This is a genomic window from Streptomyces sp. JLBG701 (genome assembly GCF_058544905.1).
The window spans coordinates 209,354-230,248 of sequence record NZ_CM178588.1; the positions used below are offsets into that span (position 1 = coordinate 209,354).

General features: G+C 70.2%; 19 protein-coding genes and 4 pseudogenes. 14 read left to right on the top strand and 9 right to left on the bottom strand.

Translation table 11 applies throughout. From position 1 onward, the window contains the following. The first annotated feature begins 83 nt into the window (after positions 1 to 83). The 4 genes from AC5DRG_RS01080 (at position 84) to AC5DRG_RS01095 (ending at position 4,479) form a co-directional block, all read left to right on the top strand. Positions 84 to 1,466: an MBL fold metallo-hydrolase gene (locus AC5DRG_RS01080; protein ID WP_491807405.1), complete on the top strand. Its 1,383-nt coding sequence runs from the start codon at positions 84 to 86 to the stop codon at positions 1,464 to 1,466. A gap of 86 nt (positions 1,467 to 1,552) precedes the next feature. Then, positions 1,553 to 2,134, top strand: coding sequence for a rhodanese-like domain-containing protein (locus tag AC5DRG_RS01085; RefSeq protein WP_491807406.1), 582 nt, complete (start codon positions 1,553 to 1,555; stop codon positions 2,132 to 2,134). Further along, positions 2,131 to 3,105 (top strand): sulfite exporter TauE/SafE family protein, encoded by a 975-nt coding sequence (locus AC5DRG_RS01090; RefSeq protein ID WP_491807407.1) that lies wholly within the window; start codon positions 2,131 to 2,133, stop codon positions 3,103 to 3,105. The genes AC5DRG_RS01085 and AC5DRG_RS01090 overlap by 4 nt, the downstream gene beginning before the upstream one ends. Before the next feature lie 768 nt (positions 3,106 to 3,873). Next, entirely contained in the window at positions 3,874 to 4,479 is a 606-nt protein-coding gene (locus AC5DRG_RS01095) for a class I SAM-dependent methyltransferase (protein ID WP_491807408.1), read from the top strand. Positions 4,480 to 4,503: 24 nt separating this feature from the next. Here AC5DRG_RS01095 and AC5DRG_RS01100 read toward each other — a convergent pair whose 3' ends face one another. Further along, positions 4,504 to 4,737 carry a thioredoxin domain-containing protein gene (locus tag AC5DRG_RS01100; RefSeq protein WP_491807410.1) on the bottom strand — a complete coding sequence of 78 codons (234 nt, stop codon included), beginning with the start codon at positions 4,735 to 4,737 and terminating at the stop codon, positions 4,504 to 4,506. Positions 4,738 to 4,816: 79 nt separating this feature from the next. Continuing rightward, a pseudogene (locus AC5DRG_RS01105) lies at positions 4,817 to 5,074 on the bottom strand (redoxin domain-containing protein); the annotation flags it as partial. A 140-nt stretch (positions 5,075 to 5,214) separates the two neighbouring features. Between AC5DRG_RS01105 and AC5DRG_RS01110 the strand changes: the two are divergent. Further along, positions 5,215 to 5,502, top strand: a complete 288-nt coding sequence (locus tag AC5DRG_RS01110) for a hypothetical protein (protein ID WP_491807411.1) — start codon at positions 5,215 to 5,217, stop codon at positions 5,500 to 5,502. Between the two features lie 18 nt (positions 5,503 to 5,520). On the opposite strand, the gene AC5DRG_RS01115 is transcribed toward AC5DRG_RS01110, so the two are convergent. From AC5DRG_RS01115 to sqr, 4 genes are read right to left on the bottom strand one after another with little or no spacing between them, the layout of a single operon-like run. Further along, positions 5,521 to 6,192 carry a PIG-L deacetylase family protein gene (locus AC5DRG_RS01115; protein WP_491807413.1) on the bottom strand — a complete coding sequence of 224 codons (672 nt, stop codon included), beginning with the start codon at positions 6,190 to 6,192 and terminating at the stop codon, positions 5,521 to 5,523. Between the two features lies 1 nt (position 6,193). Continuing rightward, positions 6,194 to 6,667, bottom strand: a complete 474-nt coding sequence (locus tag AC5DRG_RS01120) for a DsrE/DsrF/DrsH-like family protein (RefSeq protein WP_491807414.1) — start codon at positions 6,665 to 6,667, stop codon at positions 6,194 to 6,196. Positions 6,668 to 6,695: 28 nt separating this feature from the next. Then, entirely contained in the window at positions 6,696 to 7,013 is a 318-nt protein-coding gene (locus AC5DRG_RS01125; RefSeq protein WP_491807415.1) for a TusE/DsrC/DsvC family sulfur relay protein, read from the bottom strand. 17 nt (positions 7,014 to 7,030) lie between these two features. Beyond that, on the bottom strand, positions 7,031 to 8,272 hold the full coding sequence (sqr, locus tag AC5DRG_RS01130; RefSeq protein ID WP_491807416.1) for a type III sulfide quinone reductase, selenoprotein subtype: 1,242 nt from the start codon (positions 8,270 to 8,272) through the stop codon (positions 7,031 to 7,033). A gap of 278 nt (positions 8,273 to 8,550) precedes the next feature. On the opposite strand from sqr, the gene AC5DRG_RS01135 reads away from it, so the two are divergent. From AC5DRG_RS01135 to trxA, 3 genes are read left to right on the top strand one after another with little or no spacing between them, the layout of a single operon-like run. Then, the gene (locus tag AC5DRG_RS01135) at positions 8,551 to 9,003 is read left to right on the top strand and encodes an OsmC family protein (protein ID WP_491807417.1); all 453 of its coding nucleotides are present in this window, start codon (positions 8,551 to 8,553) and stop codon (positions 9,001 to 9,003) included. After that, entirely contained in the window at positions 9,000 to 10,694 is a 1,695-nt protein-coding gene (locus AC5DRG_RS01140) for an aminotransferase class V-fold PLP-dependent enzyme (RefSeq protein ID WP_491807418.1), read from the top strand. The genes AC5DRG_RS01135 and AC5DRG_RS01140 overlap by 4 nt, the downstream gene beginning before the upstream one ends. A 41-nt stretch (positions 10,695 to 10,735) precedes the next feature. After that, positions 10,736 to 11,104 (top strand): thioredoxin, encoded by a 369-nt coding sequence (trxA, locus tag AC5DRG_RS01145; protein WP_491807419.1) that lies wholly within the window; start codon positions 10,736 to 10,738, stop codon positions 11,102 to 11,104. Between the two features lie 46 nt (positions 11,105 to 11,150). Here trxA and AC5DRG_RS01150 read toward each other — a convergent pair. Continuing rightward, positions 11,151 to 11,510 (bottom strand): annotated as a pseudogene (locus AC5DRG_RS01150) (rhodanese-like domain-containing protein); the annotation flags it as partial. Between the two features lie 77 nt (positions 11,511 to 11,587). On the opposite strand from AC5DRG_RS01150, the gene AC5DRG_RS01155 reads away from it, so the two are divergent. Beyond that, positions 11,588 to 11,875 carry a metal-sensitive transcriptional regulator gene (locus tag AC5DRG_RS01155; RefSeq protein WP_491807421.1) on the top strand — a complete coding sequence of 96 codons (288 nt, stop codon included), beginning with the start codon at positions 11,588 to 11,590 and terminating at the stop codon, positions 11,873 to 11,875. Positions 11,876 to 11,911: 36 nt separating this feature from the next. Here AC5DRG_RS01155 and AC5DRG_RS01160 read toward each other — a convergent pair whose 3' ends face one another. Beyond that, positions 11,912 to 12,955 carry an ROK family protein gene (locus AC5DRG_RS01160; RefSeq protein ID WP_491807422.1) on the bottom strand — a complete coding sequence of 348 codons (1,044 nt, stop codon included), beginning with the start codon at positions 12,953 to 12,955 and terminating at the stop codon, positions 11,912 to 11,914. Positions 12,956 to 13,171: 216 nt separating this feature from the next. On the opposite strand from AC5DRG_RS01160, the gene AC5DRG_RS01165 reads away from it, so the two are divergent. The 3 genes from AC5DRG_RS01165 (at position 13,172) to AC5DRG_RS01175 (ending at position 17,472) form a co-directional block, all read left to right on the top strand. Next, the gene (locus AC5DRG_RS01165) at positions 13,172 to 14,725 is read left to right on the top strand and encodes an ROK family protein (RefSeq protein ID WP_491807423.1); all 1,554 of its coding nucleotides are present in this window, start codon (positions 13,172 to 13,174) and stop codon (positions 14,723 to 14,725) included. Between the two features lie 706 nt (positions 14,726 to 15,431). Beyond that, on the top strand, positions 15,432 to 16,601 hold the full coding sequence (locus AC5DRG_RS01170; protein WP_491807425.1) for a site-2 protease family protein: 1,170 nt from the start codon (positions 15,432 to 15,434) through the stop codon (positions 16,599 to 16,601). A 382-nt stretch (positions 16,602 to 16,983) separates the two neighbouring features. Further along, a complete protein-coding gene (locus AC5DRG_RS01175; RefSeq protein WP_491807426.1) occupies positions 16,984 to 17,472 on the top strand; it encodes an STAS domain-containing protein in 489 nt (162 codons plus the stop codon). A 217-nt stretch (positions 17,473 to 17,689) separates the two neighbouring features. Here AC5DRG_RS01175 and AC5DRG_RS01180 read toward each other — a convergent pair. Further along, positions 17,690 to 17,884, bottom strand: a pseudogene (locus AC5DRG_RS01180) (flavodoxin domain-containing protein); the annotation flags it as partial. A gap of 398 nt (positions 17,885 to 18,282) precedes the next feature. Between AC5DRG_RS01180 and AC5DRG_RS01185 the strand changes: the two are divergent. Beyond that, positions 18,283 to 19,146, top strand: a complete 864-nt coding sequence (locus AC5DRG_RS01185) for a universal stress protein (RefSeq protein ID WP_491807427.1) — start codon at positions 18,283 to 18,285, stop codon at positions 19,144 to 19,146. Positions 19,147 to 19,636: 490 nt separating this feature from the next. Next, a pseudogene (locus tag AC5DRG_RS01190) lies at positions 19,637 to 20,599 on the top strand (6-phosphofructokinase). Positions 20,600 to 20,895 lie beyond the last annotated feature (296 nt).

The window sequence follows — 20,895 nt, forward strand, 5'->3', positions numbered from 1 at the left end:
TCGAACAAGGGCGGACCAGACCCTCTTACATACCCCCAGGGGTATTAACCATCTCGCTCTCCCGACACGGAGGTCACCCCAAAATGTTCTTCGCCCAGTACTACCTCGACTGCCTCTCCCAGGCGTCGTACATGATCGCCGACGAGACCACCGGCAGGGCCGTCGTCGTCGACCCCCGCCGCGACGTGTCCGAATACCTCGCCGACGCCGCCGAGCACGGTTTCACCATCGAGGCCGTCATCAACACCCACTTCCACGCCGACTTCCTCGCCGGCCACCTGGAGCTCGCCGCCCGCACCGGCGCCTGGATCGGGTACGGGCAGCGCGCCGAGGCCGAGTACCCCATCCGCAAGCTGACCGACGGCGAACGCATCAGCCTCGGCGACGTCACGCTGCAGATCCTCGAAACCCCCGGCCACACCCCGGAGTCGATCAGCATCCTGGTCCACGAGCACGCGGACGACATCGTCCCCTACGGCGTGCTGACCGGTGACGCGCTCTTCATCGGTGACGTCGGCCGGCCCGACCTGCTGGCCTCGATCGGCGTGACCGCCGACGAACTCGGCCGGATGCTCTACGACACCATCCAGAACAAGCTGATGGCCCTGCCCGATGCCGTCCGCGTCTTCCCCGCGCACGGCGCCGGATCCGCCTGTGGCAAGAACCTCTCCACCCAGCGCCAGTCCACTATCGGCGAGCAGCGCGCCACCAACTACGCCTGCCGCCCGATGAGCGAGGAGAAGTTCGTGGAGCTGGTGACCGAGGGCCAGCCGTCCGCGCCCGCCTACTTCGTCTACGACGCCATCCTCAACCGCAAGGAACACGGCCTGTTCGACGCCGCCGCGCCCCGGCCGCTGTCGGTCGAGGAGTTCCTGGAGCGGCGCACGGCCGGTGCGGTCGTGGTCGACGCCCGCTCACCGCAGGACTTCGCCCCGGGGTACCTGCGCGGCTCGGTCAACGTGCCCGCGGACGGCCGCTTCGCCGAGCAGGCCGGCATGGTCGTCGCCCCCGAGCAGGACGTCGTCGTCATCGCGCCGCAGGACCGCGAGGAGGAGGTCGTCACCCGGCTCGCCCGGATCGGCTTCGACAAGGTCGGCGGCTACCTGCGCGAGCCCGAGGGCGCCTTCCCCGCGCTGGCCGGCGATATGGAACAGGCGAGCCGCCTGACGGCCGACGAACTGCGCCGCCTGCTCGACGGCGACGAACCCCCGCTGGTCCTGGACGTGCGCAACACCGCCGAGCGCGAAGAGGGCTTCGTCGAGGGCTCCCTGCACATCCCGCTGGCCGAACTCGCCCGCCGCATCGACGAGATCCCAGCTGACCGGCCCCTGGTCGTCCACTGCGCGGGCGGCCACCGCTCCTCCATCGCCGCCAGCCTGCTGCGCCACCAGGGCCGCACCGACGTCTCCGACCTGCTCGGCGGCTACGGCGCCTGGCTCGCCCTGCCCGCATCGGCCGACGTCTGATCCACCACACGCCGGGCGGCGGCCCCGAGGCATCGGCCGCCGCCCACCCCATCAAGAGCACGCTTCACAGACAGCAAGGAACCCCGATGACCACCCACGCCGACAAACCACGACTCGATCCCGCCGCTCTGCGCGACCTGACCCGCGACGGGGAGGGCCCGCGCCTGCTGGACGTGCGCACGCCCGGCGAGTTCCGCACCGCCCACATCCCCGGCTCCTACAACGTGCCCCTCGACACCCTGCGCGAGCACCGCGCCGAGCTGCTCCACCACCTCGACGAGGACGTCATACTCATCTGCCGCTCCGGCGCCCGCGCCGCCCAGGCCGAACAGACCCTGGCCGAAGCCGGACTGCCCAACCTGCGCGTCCTCGACGGCGGCATCATGGCGTGGGAGTCCGCCTCAGGCCCGCTCACCCGCGGCCCGGAACGCTGGGACCTGGAGCGCCAGGTGCGCCTGGTCGCCGGCGCCCTGGTCCTGGTGAGCGGCATCGCGGGCCTGTTCCTGCCCGGGCTGCACCTGATCGGCACGGCGGTCGGGGCCGGGCTGGCCGTCGCCGCGCTCACCAACACCTGCGCCATGGGCATGCTGTTGTCGAAGCTGCCCTACAACCGCGGCCCGCGCACCGACATCGACACCGTCGTCGCCGCCCTGCGGGATTCGTCGTGATCGCCGTCATCATCGCCGCGTCACTGCTCATCGGGGTCAGCCTCGGCGTCCTGGGCGGCGGCGGGTCCATCCTGACCGTGCCCATCCTGATCTACCTGGCCGGAATGGAGACCAAGGAGGCCATCGCCACCTCACTGTTCGTCGTCGGCGTCACCAGCGCCGCCGGGGTCGTCTCACACGCCCGTGCCGGACGCGTCCGCTGGCGTACGGGACTGCTGTTCGGTCTGGCCGGCATGACCGGCGCCTACGCGGGCGGCCGACTGGCCGAGTTCATCCCCGGCGGCGTCCTACTGCTCGCGTTCGCCCTCATGATGATCGCCACCGCCGTCGCCATGATCCGGGGACGCAGTCAGCAGCCGAAGAAGGTCCACCACGAACTCCCGGTCGTTCACGTCCTGTTGGAGGGCATCGTGGTGGGCCTGGTCACCGGATTGGTCGGTGCGGGTGGAGGCTTCCTGGTCGTGCCCGCCCTGGCCCTGCTGGGCGGACTACCCATGACCGTGGCCGTCGGCACCTCACTGCTGGTCATCTCCATGAAGTCCTTCGCGGGCCTGGCCGGTTACCTCGCCAGCGTGCACATCGACTGGGGGTTCGCCGCCCTCGTCACGGCGACCGCCGTCGTCGGCAGCCTGCTCGGCGGCCTCCTCGCCGGACGCATCCCACAGGACACACTTCGCAAGTCCTTCGGCTGGTTCGTCGCCGTCATGGGCGTGTTCGTCCTCGGCCAGCAGATCAGCTCCGACCTGCGTGACACCCTGCTGACCAGCCCCTGGACGTGGGCGTCCGTGGCCGCGGCGGCGGGGGTCGTGTTCAGCTGGCACATGTTGCGTGGCTCCGACCGACGAACCCAAGAGCGGGCAGGCGACGCCTCGGCGCCGTCGGACGACGGAAGGGGGCAGACTCTCTCGCGCCCCGCCCACGCTGAGACCGTGCGGAGCAATGGCACCACCGCGTCACCGCACGACACGTAGCAACGCAACCTCAAGCTCCAAGAACCCTGTCCCCTGGAGGTGTCCGGTGGACGACACAGAAGTCGTGAACGTCGTGTCCGCAGAAGCGGACTCCTGGGCCGAGGTGCTCAACCGGTTGCGGCGCCCAGGGACAACTGACCGCGGTCTCCCGGTCCTTGGACCGGGCCGGCTTCAAGATAGTGGCGGGCGGCATTCGCCAGTGCCTCACCGATCGACAGAAAGGCACACCCCGCCGCTGAGCGAGGCCGAGCTGGAAAAGCTGTTCCTGACCCTCGCCTGACCCCGGATCCCACACCCCAGGGGTGTAAAGGTGACCTCCCTCCCCGTCATCACCGACCGGGCCGTCCAGCCAGGCAGCCGCTGCCCCGACACCCGACCAGCCGGCCCACCGATACGAGCGGCAGAACAGCGCGCTTGCCAGGACGTCCAGACCCGGCTCATGTGCCGATTCCCAGACGTCCCGCCCGAGGCGCTGGCGAGCGCGGCGGCAGAGGCGTTCCCGTTCTGGCCCTCAAACGCGCCGCGCGGCAGTTGTCCGGCCGCTTCGACACCCGGTGCGACAGAGGCGGCAAGACATGAGGCCGACCCCGAAATGCGTTCTCGACCGATCCCGCCCCTGTAACGCCTGCATCGCCCCGGACCCCAGCAGCTGCCCCTACCCATATCTGCTAGCCGGGGACGACACGGAGGACCCGGACGACGGCAACAGTGACGACGACACCAGTACGGGCGAGGATTCCACTCACGCCGAGGGATGAGGTGCACACGATGGACGCAGAAGGCTGGGACGAACGGTACCGGGGCAGCGAACTGGTGTGGAAGGCAGAGCCCAACCGGTTCGTCGAGGAGGAGTTGGCCAACCTGAAGCCGACCGGGCGGGCCATCGACCTCGCCGCCGGAGAAGGGCGCAACGCGGTCTGGCTCGCGGAACGAGGCTGGGAAGCGGACGCCGTCGACTTCTCCGCCGTAGCGCTGAAGAAGGCCGAGCGGCTGGCCGCGGAACGGGGTGTGCGGCTGCGTACCGTCCGCGCCGATCTCACGCTCTGGGCGCCCCCGGAAGCAACGTACGACCTGGTACTCATCACGTATCTACACCTGCCGTGGCCGGACATGGCCGAGGTACTGCCCCGGGCCGCCACTTCTGTACGCGAGGGCGGAACCCTGCTGCTCGTAGGCCACGACGCGGACAATCCCGAACACGGTCACGGCGGCCCGCAGGACCCACGCGTGCTGTACACCGCCGAAAAGGTCGCCGACCTGTGGCAGCCGTACGCCGACATCCTGCGGGCCGAGACGGTCACCCGGGCGGTGACCGACGGCGACGGCGGCAGCCACACGGCCCTCGACGCCCTCGTACGCGCTGTACGGCGATGACACCGTCCCGCGAAGCGAGACCCGTCAGGCCGGCGTGCCGGGCCTCATCGCCAGATACCAGTCGGTGAGCTTGACGCTGCCGTCGGCCAGCCGGGCATCCAGTTCCGCCTGGGTGCGCGGGGCGCCCAGGACGACTTCCTCGCCGGGGTGCCAGTTGGCGGGGCAGGAGACGCCGTCGCGGTCGGAGGTCTGCAGGGCGTCGACGAGCGGCAGGATCTCGGGAATCATCCGTCCGGCGTTCGTCGGGTAGTACAGCACCGCCCGTACGGTCTGCTCCGGGTCGACGACGAAGACGGCGCGACGGCGGCGGTGCCCGAGGTGTTCGGGCGCGCGAGACGCGGGTGTCCAGGCCAGCGATCATCGGGAGCGGGATGCGCCCGCCCGACTCTTCTTCGATCGCGACGGTCCAGGCGAAGTGCCTGTGGACGGAGCCCACGGAGTTGGCGAGCAGGGCGATGTTGCGGCCGGCGAACTCGTCGGCGAGTTCGCCAAAGGCAACGAACTCAGTGATGCACTCCGGCGTGGAGTCCGCCGGGTGGCTGAAGAGCACCGGCCTTCGCCCCTTGCGCCAGCTGTTCGACCGCGACACTCGCATCGCGGGAAAGGGCCGCACGTGTACAAGCACGGGAACAATACGGCCCTGCGCAACGCTTCCACTTATACCCCGCTGGGTATTCAAGTCCCGGAAGACGCCCGCCGGGGACGTCACCGACCCGGCGGAGGAGTGTGAGAACGATGGCGACGACAGGACCTGACCGACTCCCTACGAGCGTGGACGGCTTCGTCGTGACCGCCTGCGGGCGCAGGATCGCCGTGCGACGCCTGCGGCTCGCAGCTGCGGATCGGCCCATCAACCGGGTCACCCTGGACGTGGGCCGGGACCAGGGGGGCGAGCCGGGAGTGTGGGCGTCGCTCACCACCGACGAGGCACGCGACCTGGCCCGCCTTCTTCTTCTGCAAGCGGGCCTCGCCGAGCACGGAACCGAGCCCGCCGGCCCATCCCGGAAGGGCTCCTCCTTCTGACTTCGCCACCGGTCCGGGTCACTGCAGGATCCGCAGATACTCCCGGTCGCCCAGGAGTTCCAGACGGCGCCAGAGCACCGGGTTGTCGGACGACTGGCTGGCATGACAGGCGATGGCACGGCTTTGCCGCTCGCGCGGCACCGGCTCGACGACACGGCACTCGGCCTGGTCCCGACCGGTGAAGGACGTGCCGAACTCCGCGTTCAGCCGGTCCGCCACCTGCTGCGGCAGGCTCCAGCCCAGGACTGCGACACCGGTCCGGCGAGCGGCGAGCAGTGCGGCGTCTGTGGCCTGCTGGTGGTCCCGATGCCCGGTGACACCTCCCGTGTCGAACACGAGCAGGTGGCTGGGGCGCTGCTCGCCGATCAGGCGAACCACCTCCGCGGCGAGCCTGGGCAACGGGATGTCGACGAGAGCGCCATCCGGGTGGTCGCCAAGCTCCACGTGCTCGACGCCCAGTTCCCGTGCGGCGCAGGCCAGTTCGTCCGCGCGGACGGTGTGCAGGTCGCCGGGCCTGCCGTGCAGGGTGGACGCCTCGCCGTGGGTGAAGCAGAGCACCGCCGCGGGCACGCCTCCGCCGGACAGCAGGGCCAGGAGGCCGCCCAGCCCGAACGACTCGTCGTCGGGATGGGCGACCACGGCCAACACCCGTCGTACCCCGTCCGGCAGGCCGCGTAGCGTGCCGGTCATCTCAGGTGTAGATGATCTGGCCGCCGGCCGCGTGCTCGTAGAACTCGCCGACCGTGATGATGCCCTGCACCTGCTCCACCAGGTCGTCCTTGTCCAGCTCGAACAGGTCGACCGACGCCTTGCAGGCGTAGATGCCCGCGCCGGTGTCGGCGATCATCTCGATGAACTCGGGGATCGGCGGGATGTCGAGCTTCTCCATCTTCCGTTCCATGTACCGGGTGATCAGGTCCGGCACACCGGGCATGCCGCCCAGCAGGGTCGGCAGGTGCAGGCCCGGGTTGCCCACGGTGGCCAGCTTGATGTGCTCCCAGTGCTTCTTCGTGATGGCGTCGAGGCCGAAGAAGGTGAAGAACAGGTCGGCCTCGATGCCTTCGGCGCGGGCGCCGTTGGCCATGATCAGGGCCGGGTAGATCCCTTCCAGGGATCCCTTGGAAACGATGATCGAGACCTTCTCGATCGTGGCGGTGTCGGCCATGGCAGAACGCTCCTCGATGGCGGAGATGTCAGATGCAGCCGCGGGGCTTGGGGATACCGGCGATCTTCGCGGCGGTCTTCGCCGGACCCTTCGGGAAGAGCTGGTACAGCTCCTTGACGCTGACGCCGGAGGTCTTGCCAAGGACGCGCACCGTCGGACCGGTTCCCTTGGCGGCGTACTGCTCGCGCATGAAGCGGATGACCGTCCAGTGCCGGTCGGTCAGCGTCTCGATGCCGGTCTCGCGGGCGAGTTGTTCGGCCATGGGCTCGTTCCACCGGTCGGGGTCGGTGAAGAAGCCCTCGTCGTCGACGGGGACGGTCGTGTCGCCGTAAGTGGCGGTGGGCATGGGATTGCTCCTCTGGTTCAGGCGTGGATGTGGTGCTTGCCGTGCTCGGGCATGGACGAGCCGATGCCGGGCAGCTCCCGGCCGGGCAGCAGGCTGTGCCAGTACAGCCACTCGAAGGCCAGCTTGCCGAGGTGGGCCGCGTGGGACTCCTTCAGCAGCGGCAGGCCGACAGGGCCCGGGAAGTGTCCGGGCAGCGGCTCGGTGTCGTAGTTGAAGTCGATCAGCAGGGCCTTGTGGAAGCCGGTCTCGACGAAGCAGTTGGCGTGCCCGTCGAAGGAGGCGTCCAGCGGCTGCCCGGCGAGGTGGCGGCCGATGTTGTGCACCAGCACCTCGCCCTCGAAGTGGGCCACCGAGCCGGCCTTCGACGCCGGCAGACCGGCCGCGTCACCGATGGCGAACACCTCGGGATGGTCGGGGTGTTGGAGGGTGTGCGGGTCGACGGGCACGAAGTCCAGCTCGTCACCGAGGCCCTCGGAGCGTCCGACGTACTCCGCTCCGCCGTGCAGCGGCACCACCACTGCCAGGTCGAACGGCACCTCCCGCCCGTCGTACGACACCAACCGGCCGCCGGCGCCGTCGACCTCACCGAGTGTGAACTCGGTGACCAGATCGATGCCCTTCTGCTCCAGCAGGCCGCCCAGCGCCTTCGCGGCGACCGGCTTGGTGAAGGCGGCGTCGAGCGGGGTGGCGTAGGCCAGTTGGACCTTGTCGCGGATGCCGCGCCGCTGGAAGTACCAGTCGGCGAGGAAGGCGAACTCCAGGGGCGCCACAGGGCACTTGAGCGGCAGGTCCGCCACGTCGATCACGACGCGGCCGCCGTCGAATCGCTCCAGCGCATCGTGCAGACTGACCGCGCCGGGAAGGTCGTAGAAGGTGAAAACGTTCTCGCCCCAGCCGGGACCGGTCAGTCCCTCGGTCTCCTCGGGCAGCAACCGGGCTCCGGTGGCGACCACAAGGACGTCGTAGGACAGTCGGATGCCGCCGGCGAGGTGCACCGTCCGCTCGTTCAGGTCGACTCGCTCGATCCGGGCCTGCTTGTAATCGACGGCGGTGTTCAGCTGCTGCGGGCGGGAGCGGACGAGGTGGTGCGGCTGGGCCAGCCCGAACGGCACGAACAGCAGTCCGGGCTGGTAGACGTGGTCACCGTCCTGGTCGACGACCGTGATCCGGAAATCCCGTTCGTCGTACATGCGCTGCAGGCGGTTGGCCGCCATGGTGCCGGCGGTTCCGCTGCCGAGAATCACGATGTGTTTGCCCATGTCCCCCACTGTCGTGCGGCAGATGAGGGCAGGGCATGGGCCACTGGTCCCTATCCGAGTACCCACCGGGGTATGTCTTCGCCCAGCCACTCCGCTCCCGACGGTCGGCTTGCCTGGCGTAAACCCACAGATAAAATACCCAGCAGGGTATATCGCCGCGGCAGGCTGCACGAGTGCCGAACAGCCCCTGCCGCACCCCGTCGGCCTCTCGATCCGACACGACGTCCGCGGTCGACTGGAATCCGGCAGCAGTTCGCACCAGCGAGAAGGGCCCGGCCATGAACGCCAGCACGCAGCAGACCCCCCGCACGAACCGGCCGCAGTCCACGGACGTGAACCGTTTCGAGGTCACCCACGTCGATCGCGACGCCTACACCGTGTACATCCGCGGCCACCGCCTCCAGGTCGACCAGCCGACCGAGGCGGGTGGCACGGACACCGCGCCCACCCCCACCGAACTCTTCGCCGCCTCCCTGGCCACCTGCGTCGCCTTCTACGCGGGCCGGTTCCTCCACCGGCACGGCCTCAGCCAGGCGGGGCTGCGGGTCCGTACGGAGTTCACCATGTCCACCGACCGCCCCGCCCGCGTCGCCTCGCTGCGCATCGTGGTCGTGCCGCCGCCTGGGCTCCCGGAGCAGCGCCGGGCGGCCCTGCTGGCCGTGGCCTCGCACTGCACGGTGCACAACACCCTCCAGCAGCCGCCCGACATCGAGATCGAGCTGGCGCCATGAGCACCTCCTGGGCGCCGGCCGTGTCGGCGCTGCTGGAGCGCATCCGGGGCGGGCTCATCGGGGACGACGAGGTGCTGGACGGCCCGTACGGCCCGAAGCGGATCGTCTACGCGGACTACACCGCCTCGGGCCGCTCACTGGACTTCATCGAGGACTTCGTCCGCGAGCAGGTGCTGCCGCGCTACGGCAACACGCACACGGAGAGCTCCAGCACCGGTCTGCAGACGACCCGGCTGCGCGAGGACGCCCGCCGGATCATCCACGACGCGGTGGGAGGCACCGAGGACGATCTGGTGATCTTCTGCGGCTCCGGTGCCACCGCCGCGGTCAACAAGCTGGTGGGGATCCTTGGTCTGCGCCGCCCCGGCCGGCTACCGGAGGCACGGCGTCCGGTCGTGTTCGTCGGCCCGTACGAGCACCACTCCAACGAACTGCCCTGGCGTGAGTCGATCGCCGACGTCGTGGTCATCGACGAGGATCCGGACGGCCACATCGACCTGGGCCGGCTCGAAGCGGAACTACGGCGGTACGCCGACCGGCCGCTGCGCATCGGCAGCTTCTCGGCCGCCTCCAACGTCACCGGCATCCTCACCGACGCCGACCGCGTATCCCGGCTGCTGCACGCGCACGGCGCTCTCTCCTTCTGGGACTACGCGGCGGCCGCCCCGTACGTCCCGATCCGGGTGGCGGAGAGCGGGCCCGGCGCGGGCGACCGGAAGGACGCGGTCTTCCTGTCACCGCACAAGTTCGCCGGCGGCCCGCAGACCCCGGGCGTGCTCGTCGTACGCCGTGAACTCGTGCGCAACCGGGTGCCCACCGCGCCCGGCGGCGGCACCGTCGCCTTCGTCGACCCGCTCGGCCACCGCTACCTCGACGACCCCGTCGCCCGCGAGGAGGGCGGCACCCCGGCGATCGTCGAGTCCATCCGCGCCGGGCTGGTCTTCGCTCTCAAACAGGCCGTCGGCACCGACACGATCCAGGCCGCCGAGGAGCGCCACTGGCGGCAGGCTCTTGCGAACTGGGACCGCAACCCCGGCATCGAGGTCCTCGGCAACCACCACGCCCGCCGCCTGTCCATCGTCTCCTTCCGCATCCGCCGCGGCGAACGCTCCTACCTGCACCACAACTACGTCGTCGCCCTGCTCAACGACCTGCTCGGCATCCAGGCCCGCGGCGGCTGCTCGTGCGCCGGACCGTACGGCCACCGCCTGCTCGCCATCGACGCGGCCACCTCCCACGCCCTGCTCGACGAGGTCGTCCACGGCTGCGACGGCATCAAACCCGGCTGGACGCGCGTCAACTTCAACTACTTCATCAGCGACACTGTCCGCGACTACCTCATCGACGCCGTCGACCTGATCGCCACGCACGGCCACCGGCTCCTGCCCGACTACCGCTTCGACCCGCACACCGGCCTGTGGCGCCACCACACCGGCCCGGCCGCTCCCCCGCTGCGGCTCGCCGACGTGCGCCTCACCGCCGACGGACGACTGACCGCATCGGCGGTCCGCCGTCGCCGGCTGGGCGAGGAGGCACTGGCCGGCCAACTCGACCGCGCCCGCGAGGTGCTCGCCGCTCGTTCCAGCCTCCTCGACGACGGCGCTACCGGGCTGCCGGCCGACTTCGAGCGGATGCGCTGGTTCCCGCTGCCGCCCGTCTGCCTGGAACAAAACCGGACCGGCACCGGTTGAGCTGAATACCCCACCGGGTATACGAGAGGAGGCCGGACACCATGCCGACCGTTGAACTGACCAAGGACAACTTCGAGGAAACCGTCACCGGTTCGGAAATCGTGCTGATCGACTTCTGGGCCGCCTGGTGCGGACCGTGCCGGATGTTCGGCCCCGTCTACGAGAAGGCGGCCGCGCGCCACCCCGACCTGGTCTTCGGCAAGGTCGACACCGAGGCACAGCCCGAACTCGCCGGGGCCTTCCAGATCTCGTCCATCCCCACACTCATGGCCATCCGCGACCGGACCGTCCTGTACTCGCAACCGGGCGCGCTGCCGCCGCAGGCGCTGGAGGAGCTCATCGGCAGGATCCGGGCCGTCGACATGGAGGACTTGCGCCGGCAAGCCGCAGACCCGGCGAGAGCGAACTGACGCCGGGGCACCCACGGAGTCTCCACAGGGTCCCGGACCGCACCGGTCAGCGGTTACGCAGAGCGGCGAGCGCGGCGTCGAGATCGGCCACCATGCCGCAGGTGTTCGTAAGGGCAGAGCAGACCATGCCGCCCGCGATACCCGCCGGGATCAGCAGGAGGGCCGGGTTCACGAGCAGACCCAGGAGGAGGCTGAGCAGGACCAGGCTTCCGGCGGTGAAGCGGACCTGGCGTTGCATGCTCCAGCCCGCCCTCGTGTCGCAGGCGGCCGGTGTGTGCAGGTCGTACCCCTCGGCGGCCCAGGTGCCGGTGCCGCCGGCAAGGGTGGCGGTGGTGACACCCCGCTCGGCCAGCAACTTGTAGGCGATCTCGGAGCGCACGCCGGAGGCGTACACCACAAGGAGGTCAGGTGTGATCCTTAATGGTCGACGCCGTCCCGAACCGGGACATACAATACCCCTAGGGGTATTTATGAGGAGTGATCGTGGAACTGGAACTTGAGGGTGCGGACCTGAAGTCCGTGCTGAACCGGCTGCGCCGCGCGCAGGGTCAGATCTCCGGTGTGATCCGGATGATCGAGGAGGGACGGGACTGCGAGGACGTCGTCACGCAGCTCGCCGCCGCTTCACGCGCTCTCGACCGTGCCGGTTTCGCGATCATCGCGACCGGCATGCAGCAGTGCATGACCGACCTCGAATCCGGCCGCAAGAACGGCGAGGACGCCCAGCAGATGCGCGCCCGCCTGGAGAAGCTGTTCCTGTCCCTGGCTTAGGAGTCCGCCGCGTTGTGAGCTGTCCCCCGCAGCACCTCAGAATCCAGGAGCCACGACTCCTGCCGCACGCAGGGTGTCGCGTGCCGCGATCGCCGCGCCCCGGGCACCCGCCATGTCGAGATCGGGGACGAGGGAGAAAATCTCGCCGCCGGCCTGCTCGGTGCGCAGCGCCGTGTGCATGCGCACGCGCGACAGCAGCCAGTCCCGGAACCGCGGAGCCGCCTCCACCACACCGCCGCCGAGGAAGTACGCGTGCGGGTCGGTGAAATCCGCGGCCACGGCGAACAGCAGGCCGAGCGCCTTTGCCTGCTGGTCGAAGACTGCCAGCGCCATGGGGTCCCCGCGCTCGGCGTACGAGCGGAGCAGCTTCGCCGCCTCGGGCAAAGGGTGCGCCGACAGCGGATGCCCCGGGAACCGGCACAGCCAGTACGGCAGCAGATTCCGCTCGATCGCGGTCAGCGAGACGATGCTCTCGACGTCCCCGGTCTTACCGCAGTTGCAGCGCGGCAGCGGCTGCCCTTCCTCGAGCAGCTCTTCGAGGGGAATGCGAATGTGCCCCAGCTCGCCGGCCATGCCGCACGCGCCACGGACCACCCGCCCGGATTCGACCACCCCACCGCCCAGGCCGGTGCCGACGATCGCGGAGACGGAGGAGCGGCGTACGGCCTCAGCGCCGAAGTGGGTGTGATGGGCGTACAGAGCCGCGGCGTTGGCGTCGTTGCTGTAGACGACGGGGACACCCAACAGGCCTTCGAGCGCGGAGCGGACGTCGAAGCCCGCCCAGTCGGGGTGAATGAAGTTCGTCGCCCCCTTCGCCGAGATGACACCATCGGCGCTGGCCGGCCCCGGGGTGTCGAGCCCGACGCCGACCACGGCCCGCCGGTCCACGCCGACGCGTTCGAGGACATCATCGAAAGCGGCGCCGAGCGCCCGCAACGCCGCGGACGGCCCTTCGCCGACCTGGCTCGGTGACTCGGCCATCGCCGGCACGAGGAAGTGCCCCTCCTCGTCGAGAACAGTGGCGTTGTTGGCGGTACCGCCGTTGTCGAGACCGACGATGTACCACGGGCTCGTATCCATCTCCGCTCCTCACGCCTGCTTGAACGACACAACAGGGAACAGGCGTTCGCCCCATGCCCTCTCCCCTCACTTTGCCGAACAGGCGGCCGGCGGACGAGGGGCCATACGGTCCCTCGTTCGGGGCATACCGCCAACTGCCGCCCGTCACTACGTTGTTGAGATGACCGCCTTCTGGCCCGGGTCCCTGGCGGGCAGGGAACGGACGAAGGTAGGTACATGACGGGGGGCGTCATGCTCGACTGGCTCGACCGATTCGTACGTCTCGCCGACGAGGTGCGCCCGGAGAAGGCGAGGCACCTGGTCCGGCTGGCTTTCATCAGCACGGTCGCCGCCGTCATCTGGGCGGTGGGCGTGGGACCCGTGGCCGAGGGGTTGACCGTATGGGCCCCGTTGCTCGCCTTCGGACTGGCCGCGGTCGTCGCCCTGCTGATCGCAGGGCTGCTCGTCCTCTCCGCCAGCGGCAAGATCATCGGCAGCGCCCAGCAGCAGCCGCTTCCGATGCCGGGTGGTCATCACATCGGCTGCCGCATCGGCCGCCGCCGACTGGAATGCGGGCTGCTCCATGTAACCGGGCCGACCACCGCCCTGCCGGAAGCCGACGGCATCGGCCCCGTACGTGAGCCGGACGAGATCCGCGTCCCCCCGCCACCACACGGCCGGTTCGGGCAGAGCGAAATGTACGAGGCCCTCGGCAACACCCTGCGCACGCTGATCGAGCAGGCCGACCAACGGAACCTCACGGTCGCCTCGATCGGCATCGCCGTACCGGGCGGGGTGATTCCCGAACGCGGCCGGTTCGACAAGGCGGTGGGCGGTGTCCCCATCGAAGCCGGCGAGGACGTGGCCGGCGCGGTCATCGCAACCCTGAAGCGGATCTGTCGTCCGGATCTGCTGCAGCGGGTCTTCAAGGTCGACGACGAGGAAGGTCTGCAAGCGATCATCCATCTCGACAACGACGCGCGCTGTGCCGCCCGCTGGCTGATCACCGAGCAGGGACCCAAGTGGACCGACTTCGTCTGTGTCTTCGCCGGCACCGGAGTGGGCTCCGGACTCGTCTTCGACCGGCACATCTCCTACGGCGCCACGTTCCGCGCGGGCGAAGTGGGGCACGTCGAACTCAACATGGGCGACAAACTCGAACTGGGCGGCATGACCCTGCAGCCCCGCCACTGCTCCTGCGGGAAGCACGGCTATCACTTCGAGTCGCTGGTCGGCATCGGCGGCCTCGGTCATCTGGCCGACGTTCTGGACAGCCGCAGCCTCACAGCAGTGCTGGACGCCTACCGTGCCGACACCCGGCACCAGGACGTGCTGCGCAGGCTGAGCGGTGACTCCGAGGAGATCGCGGGTGTGATCCTCCTCCACGTCCTGCGTGCGCTGAGCGACCCCACGCGCAGCGTGCTCACCGCCGATCCCGCACTCCAACACTTCCTCGAACGGCTGATGAAGCTCTACGGACAGCTCTTCGCCGTCGGCATCGCCGCGATCCTCGACGCCCTCGACCTCCCCTACGTCGCCCTGTGCGGCACCATCCCGGAATACCTCCAGGGCAACAACGCCTTCCGGCGCGCCTTCAACCAGCACCTGGCCGCCTCCGTCTTGGGAACCCCGCCCCAACACCTCTACGGCGACATGCGCGCCTGGGGATGGCGTGGTGCCGCCCTGCTCCCCCGCGACCCCGGCTACCTCAAACACCGCTTCCCCGGCCCGCCCGCACGATCCCCACGAGAGGACCGTCCACCCGCGTCCCGCATGCGAGCCCGGCGGTGAAACGGACCGACGACCCTCGCGAGGGTCACCGACTACGCCCAGATCAGGTTACGGCTGATGATTACGGCGATGGTATGTGACGCGCTGGTCACCCGTTCCTGGTAAAGCCCTGCTGTCTGATCACCGCGGCGACCTGGACTACATGCGTCGGCCGACCGCGCGCCGTCGCCCCGATCTTCCCAATCGCAGCCGAAGTAGCGGCCGTTGTACGCGCGTGATGGCTCGTACCTGTCCTGCCGTGAGGCTTTCGCCAGCGCCACCAGTTTGCCGCACAACGGCGAATCACAAGCGGGCCGGTCGCCCCCTGGAATGGCCCGAGTGACCCGTCCCGAGCCACCGCCCCGTACGCGACGATGAAAGTGCGGAACACGGCGAGAGGAGGCGCGTCGTCAACTGCCACGACGGCACAGTCGAGAACACAGCATCACCCGCGATCGTGATCTGTGACCGCTGTGGGCGCGGGGGGTGCGTGCGGCACGCTCACGTCTCCGGGCAACTGGCGCCACACGTGGTCGGCCCGGGCCCGAGTGACGGGCGCAAGCTCGCGCGTCGTGTCACCTGCGGGGTGTGCCGTGAGGCCGAGGCGTTCGACCACGTGCGACGCGCCTCGTGAGATCAGACGGAAGACCGTACCGAGGAAGGCGCCCGGCTCAGGCCGCCGTGACGGACTCCGGACTGGGCCGGACCCGGAAAACTGGAGCATCCGGTGGAGGAGACGCTGCCCCTGGGCCGGGCCGCTGGCATGCGGGTCGGCCTGCACTGGAGTGTGCTGGTCGTCGTGGTCCTGATGACCGTCATGCTCGCGGTCGGCCGCCTCTCCCGGCCCCGTCCCGACCACCCGGAGTGGGCCTATGGGGCGCTGACGCTGCAGGCCGCCGTGATACTGCTGGCCTCCCTGCTCGCCACCGTGTTGTTCCTGGCCTCCCTGCTGGCCCACGAACTCGCCCACGCCGTCGCGGCCCGGCGAGGCGGCGTCCGGGTCGAGGGGACCACGCTGTGGATGCTCGGCGGCATCGCCCGGCTGCGCAGCCAGCCGTCCACGCCCCGCGCGGAGCTGCGCATCGCCGTGGTGGGACCTCCGGCCAGCGCGGTGGCCGGCGGACTGTGTACGGGGTTCGCCCTGGGGCTGCACGCCCTGCACGCCTCCGGACTTGTGGTGCAGGCCGTCGCCTGGCCGGCCGCGCTCAACTTCGCGCTCGCCGTCGTCAACACCCTGCCCGTCGCCCCGCTGGACGGCGGACGGCTGCTGCACGCGTTCCTCTGGCACCGAACCGGCGACCGGGTCCGGGCAACCCGCAGCGTGTCGGACGCAGGCCGGGGGCTGGGCCGGCTCATGGTGGTGACCGGGTTCGTGGTGATGATCTTCGCTGGCGATCTGTCCGGGCTGTGGCCGGCGCTGATCGGCTGGTTCCTGATCACCGCCGCCACCGCCGAACAGCGGCAGGCGCAACTGCGCGGCGTCCTGGGCGAGATGCCCGTCAGCCATCTGATGATCCGCGCCCCGGTCACCGTTCCCGCCACCGCGACCCTCGCCTCGTTCCTGGCCGAAGGCCCCTTCGGCCGCTACCACCACTCCGCCTTCCCTGTGCTCGCCCCGGACGGCACAGTGGCTGGACTGGTCACGGTCAGGCTCATCAACCGGATCCCGATCCAGTCCCGTTCCACCACATCGATCGGCGACGTGATGCGCCCCCTGTCCGACGTGACCACGGCCGCCCCGGACGGCCTGGTCGTGGACCTGCTGCCCCGCCTGGAGGCGAGCAGGGACCGCAGGGCCCTTGTCCTCGACGACGGCCACCTCATCGGCATCGCCACCCTCGCCGACATCACCCGCGCCCTGGCCTGGCACACCACAGCCGCCCGGCACCGGACCTGAGCAGTCGCCGCGCTCTCCCCGCCCGAACCCGCCAACAGCTTTGCGTCCCAGGCCAGGCCACACCTGAGCACGAACCGGCATCTCTTGGCAGGCACCGACACCCGTATGCCACCAGCGGACTCGTCGGCGCCCTCGCGCGGGAAGCGCACAGTTCCGGACAACTTCCGCTCGCGGCACGGGCCTTGCATGACGGCCCGGAACACCGGGTACTCCTCCGGCACCACACCACCACCCAGGACCCTGGTGGTCACAGCAACAGCGCGGGCACCCGCGCGCCATGTGGGCGCCCGTCCACGCCCGGATCGCTGCACCCCCCACTGGTCTCGGACGTCGCGGCACCCTCACACCCCGGGGTTGTAGGCCAGCATCGCGAGGGGGAGTCATGGCCGAGGACGCCACCGCCTTCGGTTTCCGCGTGCGGAAGCCGGGCGGGACGCTGGTGATCGAACTGTGGGGCGAGCTGGACATCCTGGCCGCCCAGAACCTGTCCACCCGTCTGACCGCCGTGGCCAGGTCACGTCACCATGACATGGTCCTGGTCCTGGACCTGCGCCGGGTGACCTTCGTCGACGCAAGCGGCCTGGCGCTGCTGTGCGCTGTCCGCCGGCAGGCTCCGCCGCGTCACCAACGGCTGCTCCTGGTCAGCCACGACCCGCGCTTCTCACGGCTGCTGCGGCTGGCGGGGCTGGCCGACGCCTTCACCGTGACCGACCGCCTGGAGATCCCGGTCGGCAGGGCGCGGCGCCTGATCGGTCGCGGCGTGACCGCCCGAGCGGCACCTCGGCGCGCAGACTGCGCGCGATCCGGTCGGCCCAGGCATCGATTTGCGCCCAGTCGCGGTAGTCGCCGCACACGCCCCCGGTCCCCCTGAACAACAGATGGCCGAACATCGACGTGTGCTCGCGGTGAAAGGCGCCCGCGAACAGCCCGTACTCGATCGAGTGGATGAGCATGCGAACTCGGCGATCTGTCACGGCCCCCGCGCCCCGTTCTGGAACCAGCACCCCACCGTCCGCACCGGCTGCCCCGTACTGAACAGCCACACGGGGCCGGGCCGACAGGGCGCTCGGATGTCGCCGCGCGAAGGCGACGGCATCCGGCAGCCAGGCGGTGTCGTGGATCGCGCTGCCCAGCACGAACGCGTCGTACCCGCTCGCCCCGGGCGACGAGTTGAGCGACCGCGCCCGGGCGGCCAGCCCCTGCCAGGTGAGCCTGGCGGCGATCTGCTCGGCGACGCTCCGGGTGGATCCATGCCGACTCGCGTAGCTCACCAGGATGTTCATCCACTCACCCCCACCGGTGGAGTCGAACGGTCAGGCCGGCGACCAGGCCGGAACAGAGACGACGGCCGGCCACCGGCGCATGTCCCCGCCCGAGGCGGCCGGGGTCTGGAGCATCGGCCACTCTGGGACCGCCCGCCGACGCTGGACAGGGGCTCTGCGGGGCCTCGCACGCCTCCTCGTCCCCGCCCGCCTCGCGGATGTGCGCCGGCCTCCGTGCGGTTTCGAGCCGGACTTCGGGCCAACCGCCCGGCGACGTGGGAGCGGGAGGGGCCGTTCGGCCCCACATCGGAACCGAGAAGCCCTCGCGCCGCCGGACGCCTCCAAGCCAGGGTGAAGGGACCCGCCGGTCCCCGGTCCCCGGACCACTCCCCCCCCTGCTCTATCGGAGGTGTGTGTTCATGTCCCGCCCCGTCATCGCCGGGATCGACGGCAGCGCCGCCAGCTTCGCGGCCGCTGCCTGGGCCGCCCGCGAAGCCGTACTCCGCGACACCGCACTCCATCTGGTGGCCGCCTGGCACGTCCCGGACGACGCCGCGCCCGATGCACCTCAGGCGGACGCGAGCCGCCACTGGGCCGTCCACTCCCTCGACCTGGCCCTGGACCGACTCCGCAACCGCCACCCCTCCCTGGCCATCTGTGCCCACCTGCTGAACGCCCCGTCGTGCGAAGCCCTGCTGACCGCCGGCGGAGACGCGGAACTCCTGGTCCTCGGCTCCTGCGGGCTGGGCGGCATGTCCGCACTTCTGCTGGGCTCCACCGGCGCGCACATCGCCGCCCGGGCCGACTTCCCGGTCACCCTCGTCCGCCCGGCACCCCACCCCGGCGACCTGCCCGCCGGACCGGTCCTGCTCGCCCTCGACGCCGAGCACCACCCGCAGGACGTAGTCATCGGCTTCGCCTTCGAGGAGGCGGCGATGCGCGGGGTCCCGCTGCGCGCCCTTTACGCCTGGCTGCCGCCCGGCCTCCTCCCCACCTATCCGCTCGCGCCCCGGCAGCACGCCCACTCGCCCCGCGCCCGCCACGCCGAGACGCGGCTGACCGAAGTCCTGATGCCCTGGCGGCTCAAGTTCCCCGACGTACGGGTGGAGGAGGTCTGTCTGGAAGACGTCCCCGCCGGAGCCGTGACCGCAGCCACCCACCACGCCGGCCTCGCCGTGCTCGGCCACCGTGTAGCTCCCGCAGCCGGACCCCGCCTCGGCGCGGTCGCCCACGCCGCCGTACGCCACGCGACCTGCCCCGTGACCTTGATCCCACACCTCTGACACCACCACGGCCCGAAAGCGACCGGGAACGAGGAGAACCCTGCCCCGGTCGCCGGACACGCAGTCCCGCAACCCATGCGTACGGACAGCGACGCCACCAGACGGGACACCATCGCGAGGTCGACGGTCTGCCGGTGACGGAGCACGAAGCCCGCGTACGTCTGTCCCGAGACGTGGGTGACCTCGTCCCCTGAGGCCCGGCGCCCGGCCGGCGATGCCTGCTCCCGCCCGGACAGGCGTCGAAGTCGGGCCGGCGAGACCCTCGGTGCCATCGGCACGCAGCAGCCGACAGGCCAATGGCGTCGTCGTCTCAGCCCAGAAGGAGCCCGAACGGCCCTTCCGCGACCCGGCTGCGGGAAGAGACTCGATCGGGGTATGGATCGGCTCTCCCCAGCCCCCCTCCATCTGATCCGCAGTGACCACCCCGACAGCGGTTTTGATGACCGAGAAGCAGCGACCAGGCGGGGGAACCAGTGGAAAGGAGACGGCCATGAAGGTCGGAGTGCTGACTGGCGGCGGTGACTGTCCCGGCCTCAATGCCGTGATCCGCAGCGTCGTCCGCAAAGGCGTCCAGGAATACGCAGTCGACTTCGTCCGGCTGCGAGACGGCTGGCTCGGTGCGCTCCAGGGCGATGTCGTGCCGCTGGACATTCCCAGCGTGCGGGGCATCTCCCGCGCGGCGGGACCATCCTCGGTTCGTCCCGCACCAACCCGTTCCAACACGAGGACGGGCTGCGGCGCGTGCGGGACACCCTTGCCACGTACGGCATCGACGCGCTCATCGTGATCGGCGGCGAAGACCATCGACAACGCCGTGTCCGGCACCGACTACACCTTCGGTCTCGACACCGCCGTCGGCATCGCGACGGAGGCCATCGACCGCCTCCACACCACGGCCGAGTCACACATGCGAGCTCTGGTGGTGGAGGTGATGGGGCGGCACTCCGGATGGATCGCCCTGCACGCCGGAGTCGCGAGCGGCGCCAACGTGATCCTCATCCCGGGGCGGCCGTTCGACATTGATGAAGTGTGTGAGCAGGTGGAGAGCAGATTCAAGATCAACTATGCGCCGGTCGTCGTGGGCGCTGAAGGGGCCGTTCCCAAAGGGGGACAGATGGCTCTCCGGGACCAGACGCTCGACGAATTCGGTCATGTGCGACTGTCCGGAATCGGCGAGTGGCTGGCCCAGGTGATCTCGGAACGCACGGGCCAGGATGCCCGCACCACGGTCCTCGGCCATGTCCAGCGCCGCGGCACCCCGGGCGCCTACGACCGGTGGCTGGCCACCCGTTTCCGGCTGCACGCCGTCGACGCGCTCAAGGACGGTGCCTTCGGCGCGATGGTGGCCCTGCGCGGCACCCAGATCATCCGTCTGCCCCTCAGCGAGGCCACAGCGCAGACCAAGAAGGTCGATCCTTCGCTGTACGACGAGTTCGAGGTGTTTTACGGCTGAGCATCTCCACTACGGCGTGGGGCACCGGTCCCAGTCGGCCCTCGGAGGCCTGCGGGCCGGTGCGGCGGCCCACGACCAGCAGGTCCGCTCCCCGAGACGCGTTCACGAGCGCCTGCGCGGTGTGTGGCAGGAGCACGTCGCTGTTGACCGTTGCCTCCGGATACTTCTCCTGCCGAGTGCGCAGGGCGTCGGGCAGCCGCAGGACGTCCTAGTCCGCACAAGTGGCCCGGTCCTCCCCCGTCACGAACAGCGTCTGGGAAGACACGGCCTCAGCGGGAAAAGCCCACGCCTGTAGC

Excerpts from the sequence above, each read along its gene's own strand:
- AC5DRG_RS01080 (WP_491807405.1), top strand. The coding sequence starts at position 84 with ATGTTCTTCGCCCAGTACTACCTCGACTGCCTCTCCCAGGCGTCGTAC.
- AC5DRG_RS01085 (WP_491807406.1), top strand. The coding sequence starts at position 1,553 with ATGACCACCCACGCCGACAAACCACGACTCGATCCCGCCGCTCTGCGC.
- AC5DRG_RS01095 (WP_491807408.1), top strand. The coding sequence starts at position 3,874 with ATGGACGCAGAAGGCTGGGACGAACGGTACCGGGGCAGCGAACTGGTG.
- AC5DRG_RS01110 (WP_491807411.1), top strand. The coding sequence starts at position 5,215 with ATGGCGACGACAGGACCTGACCGACTCCCTACGAGCGTGGACGGCTTC.
- AC5DRG_RS01115 (WP_491807413.1), bottom strand. The coding sequence starts at position 6,192 with ATGACCGGCACGCTACGCGGCCTGCCGGACGGGGTACGACGGGTGTTG.
- AC5DRG_RS01120 (WP_491807414.1), bottom strand. The coding sequence starts at position 6,667 with ATGGCCGACACCGCCACGATCGAGAAGGTCTCGATCATCGTTTCCAAG.
- AC5DRG_RS01125 (WP_491807415.1), bottom strand. The coding sequence starts at position 7,013 with ATGCCCACCGCCACTTACGGCGACACGACCGTCCCCGTCGACGACGAG.
- sqr (WP_491807416.1), bottom strand. The coding sequence starts at position 8,272 with ATGGGCAAACACATCGTGATTCTCGGCAGCGGAACCGCCGGCACCATG.
- AC5DRG_RS01135 (WP_491807417.1), top strand. The coding sequence starts at position 8,551 with ATGAACGCCAGCACGCAGCAGACCCCCCGCACGAACCGGCCGCAGTCC.
- AC5DRG_RS01140 (WP_491807418.1), top strand. The coding sequence starts at position 9,000 with ATGAGCACCTCCTGGGCGCCGGCCGTGTCGGCGCTGCTGGAGCGCATC.
- trxA (WP_491807419.1), top strand. The coding sequence starts at position 10,736 with ATGCCGACCGTTGAACTGACCAAGGACAACTTCGAGGAAACCGTCACC.
- AC5DRG_RS01160 (WP_491807422.1), bottom strand. The coding sequence starts at position 12,955 with ATGGATACGAGCCCGTGGTACATCGTCGGTCTCGACAACGGCGGTACC.
- AC5DRG_RS01165 (WP_491807423.1), top strand. The coding sequence starts at position 13,172 with ATGACGGGGGGCGTCATGCTCGACTGGCTCGACCGATTCGTACGTCTC.
- AC5DRG_RS01175 (WP_491807426.1), top strand. The coding sequence starts at position 16,984 with ATGGCCGAGGACGCCACCGCCTTCGGTTTCCGCGTGCGGAAGCCGGGC.
- AC5DRG_RS01185 (WP_491807427.1), top strand. The coding sequence starts at position 18,283 with ATGTCCCGCCCCGTCATCGCCGGGATCGACGGCAGCGCCGCCAGCTTC.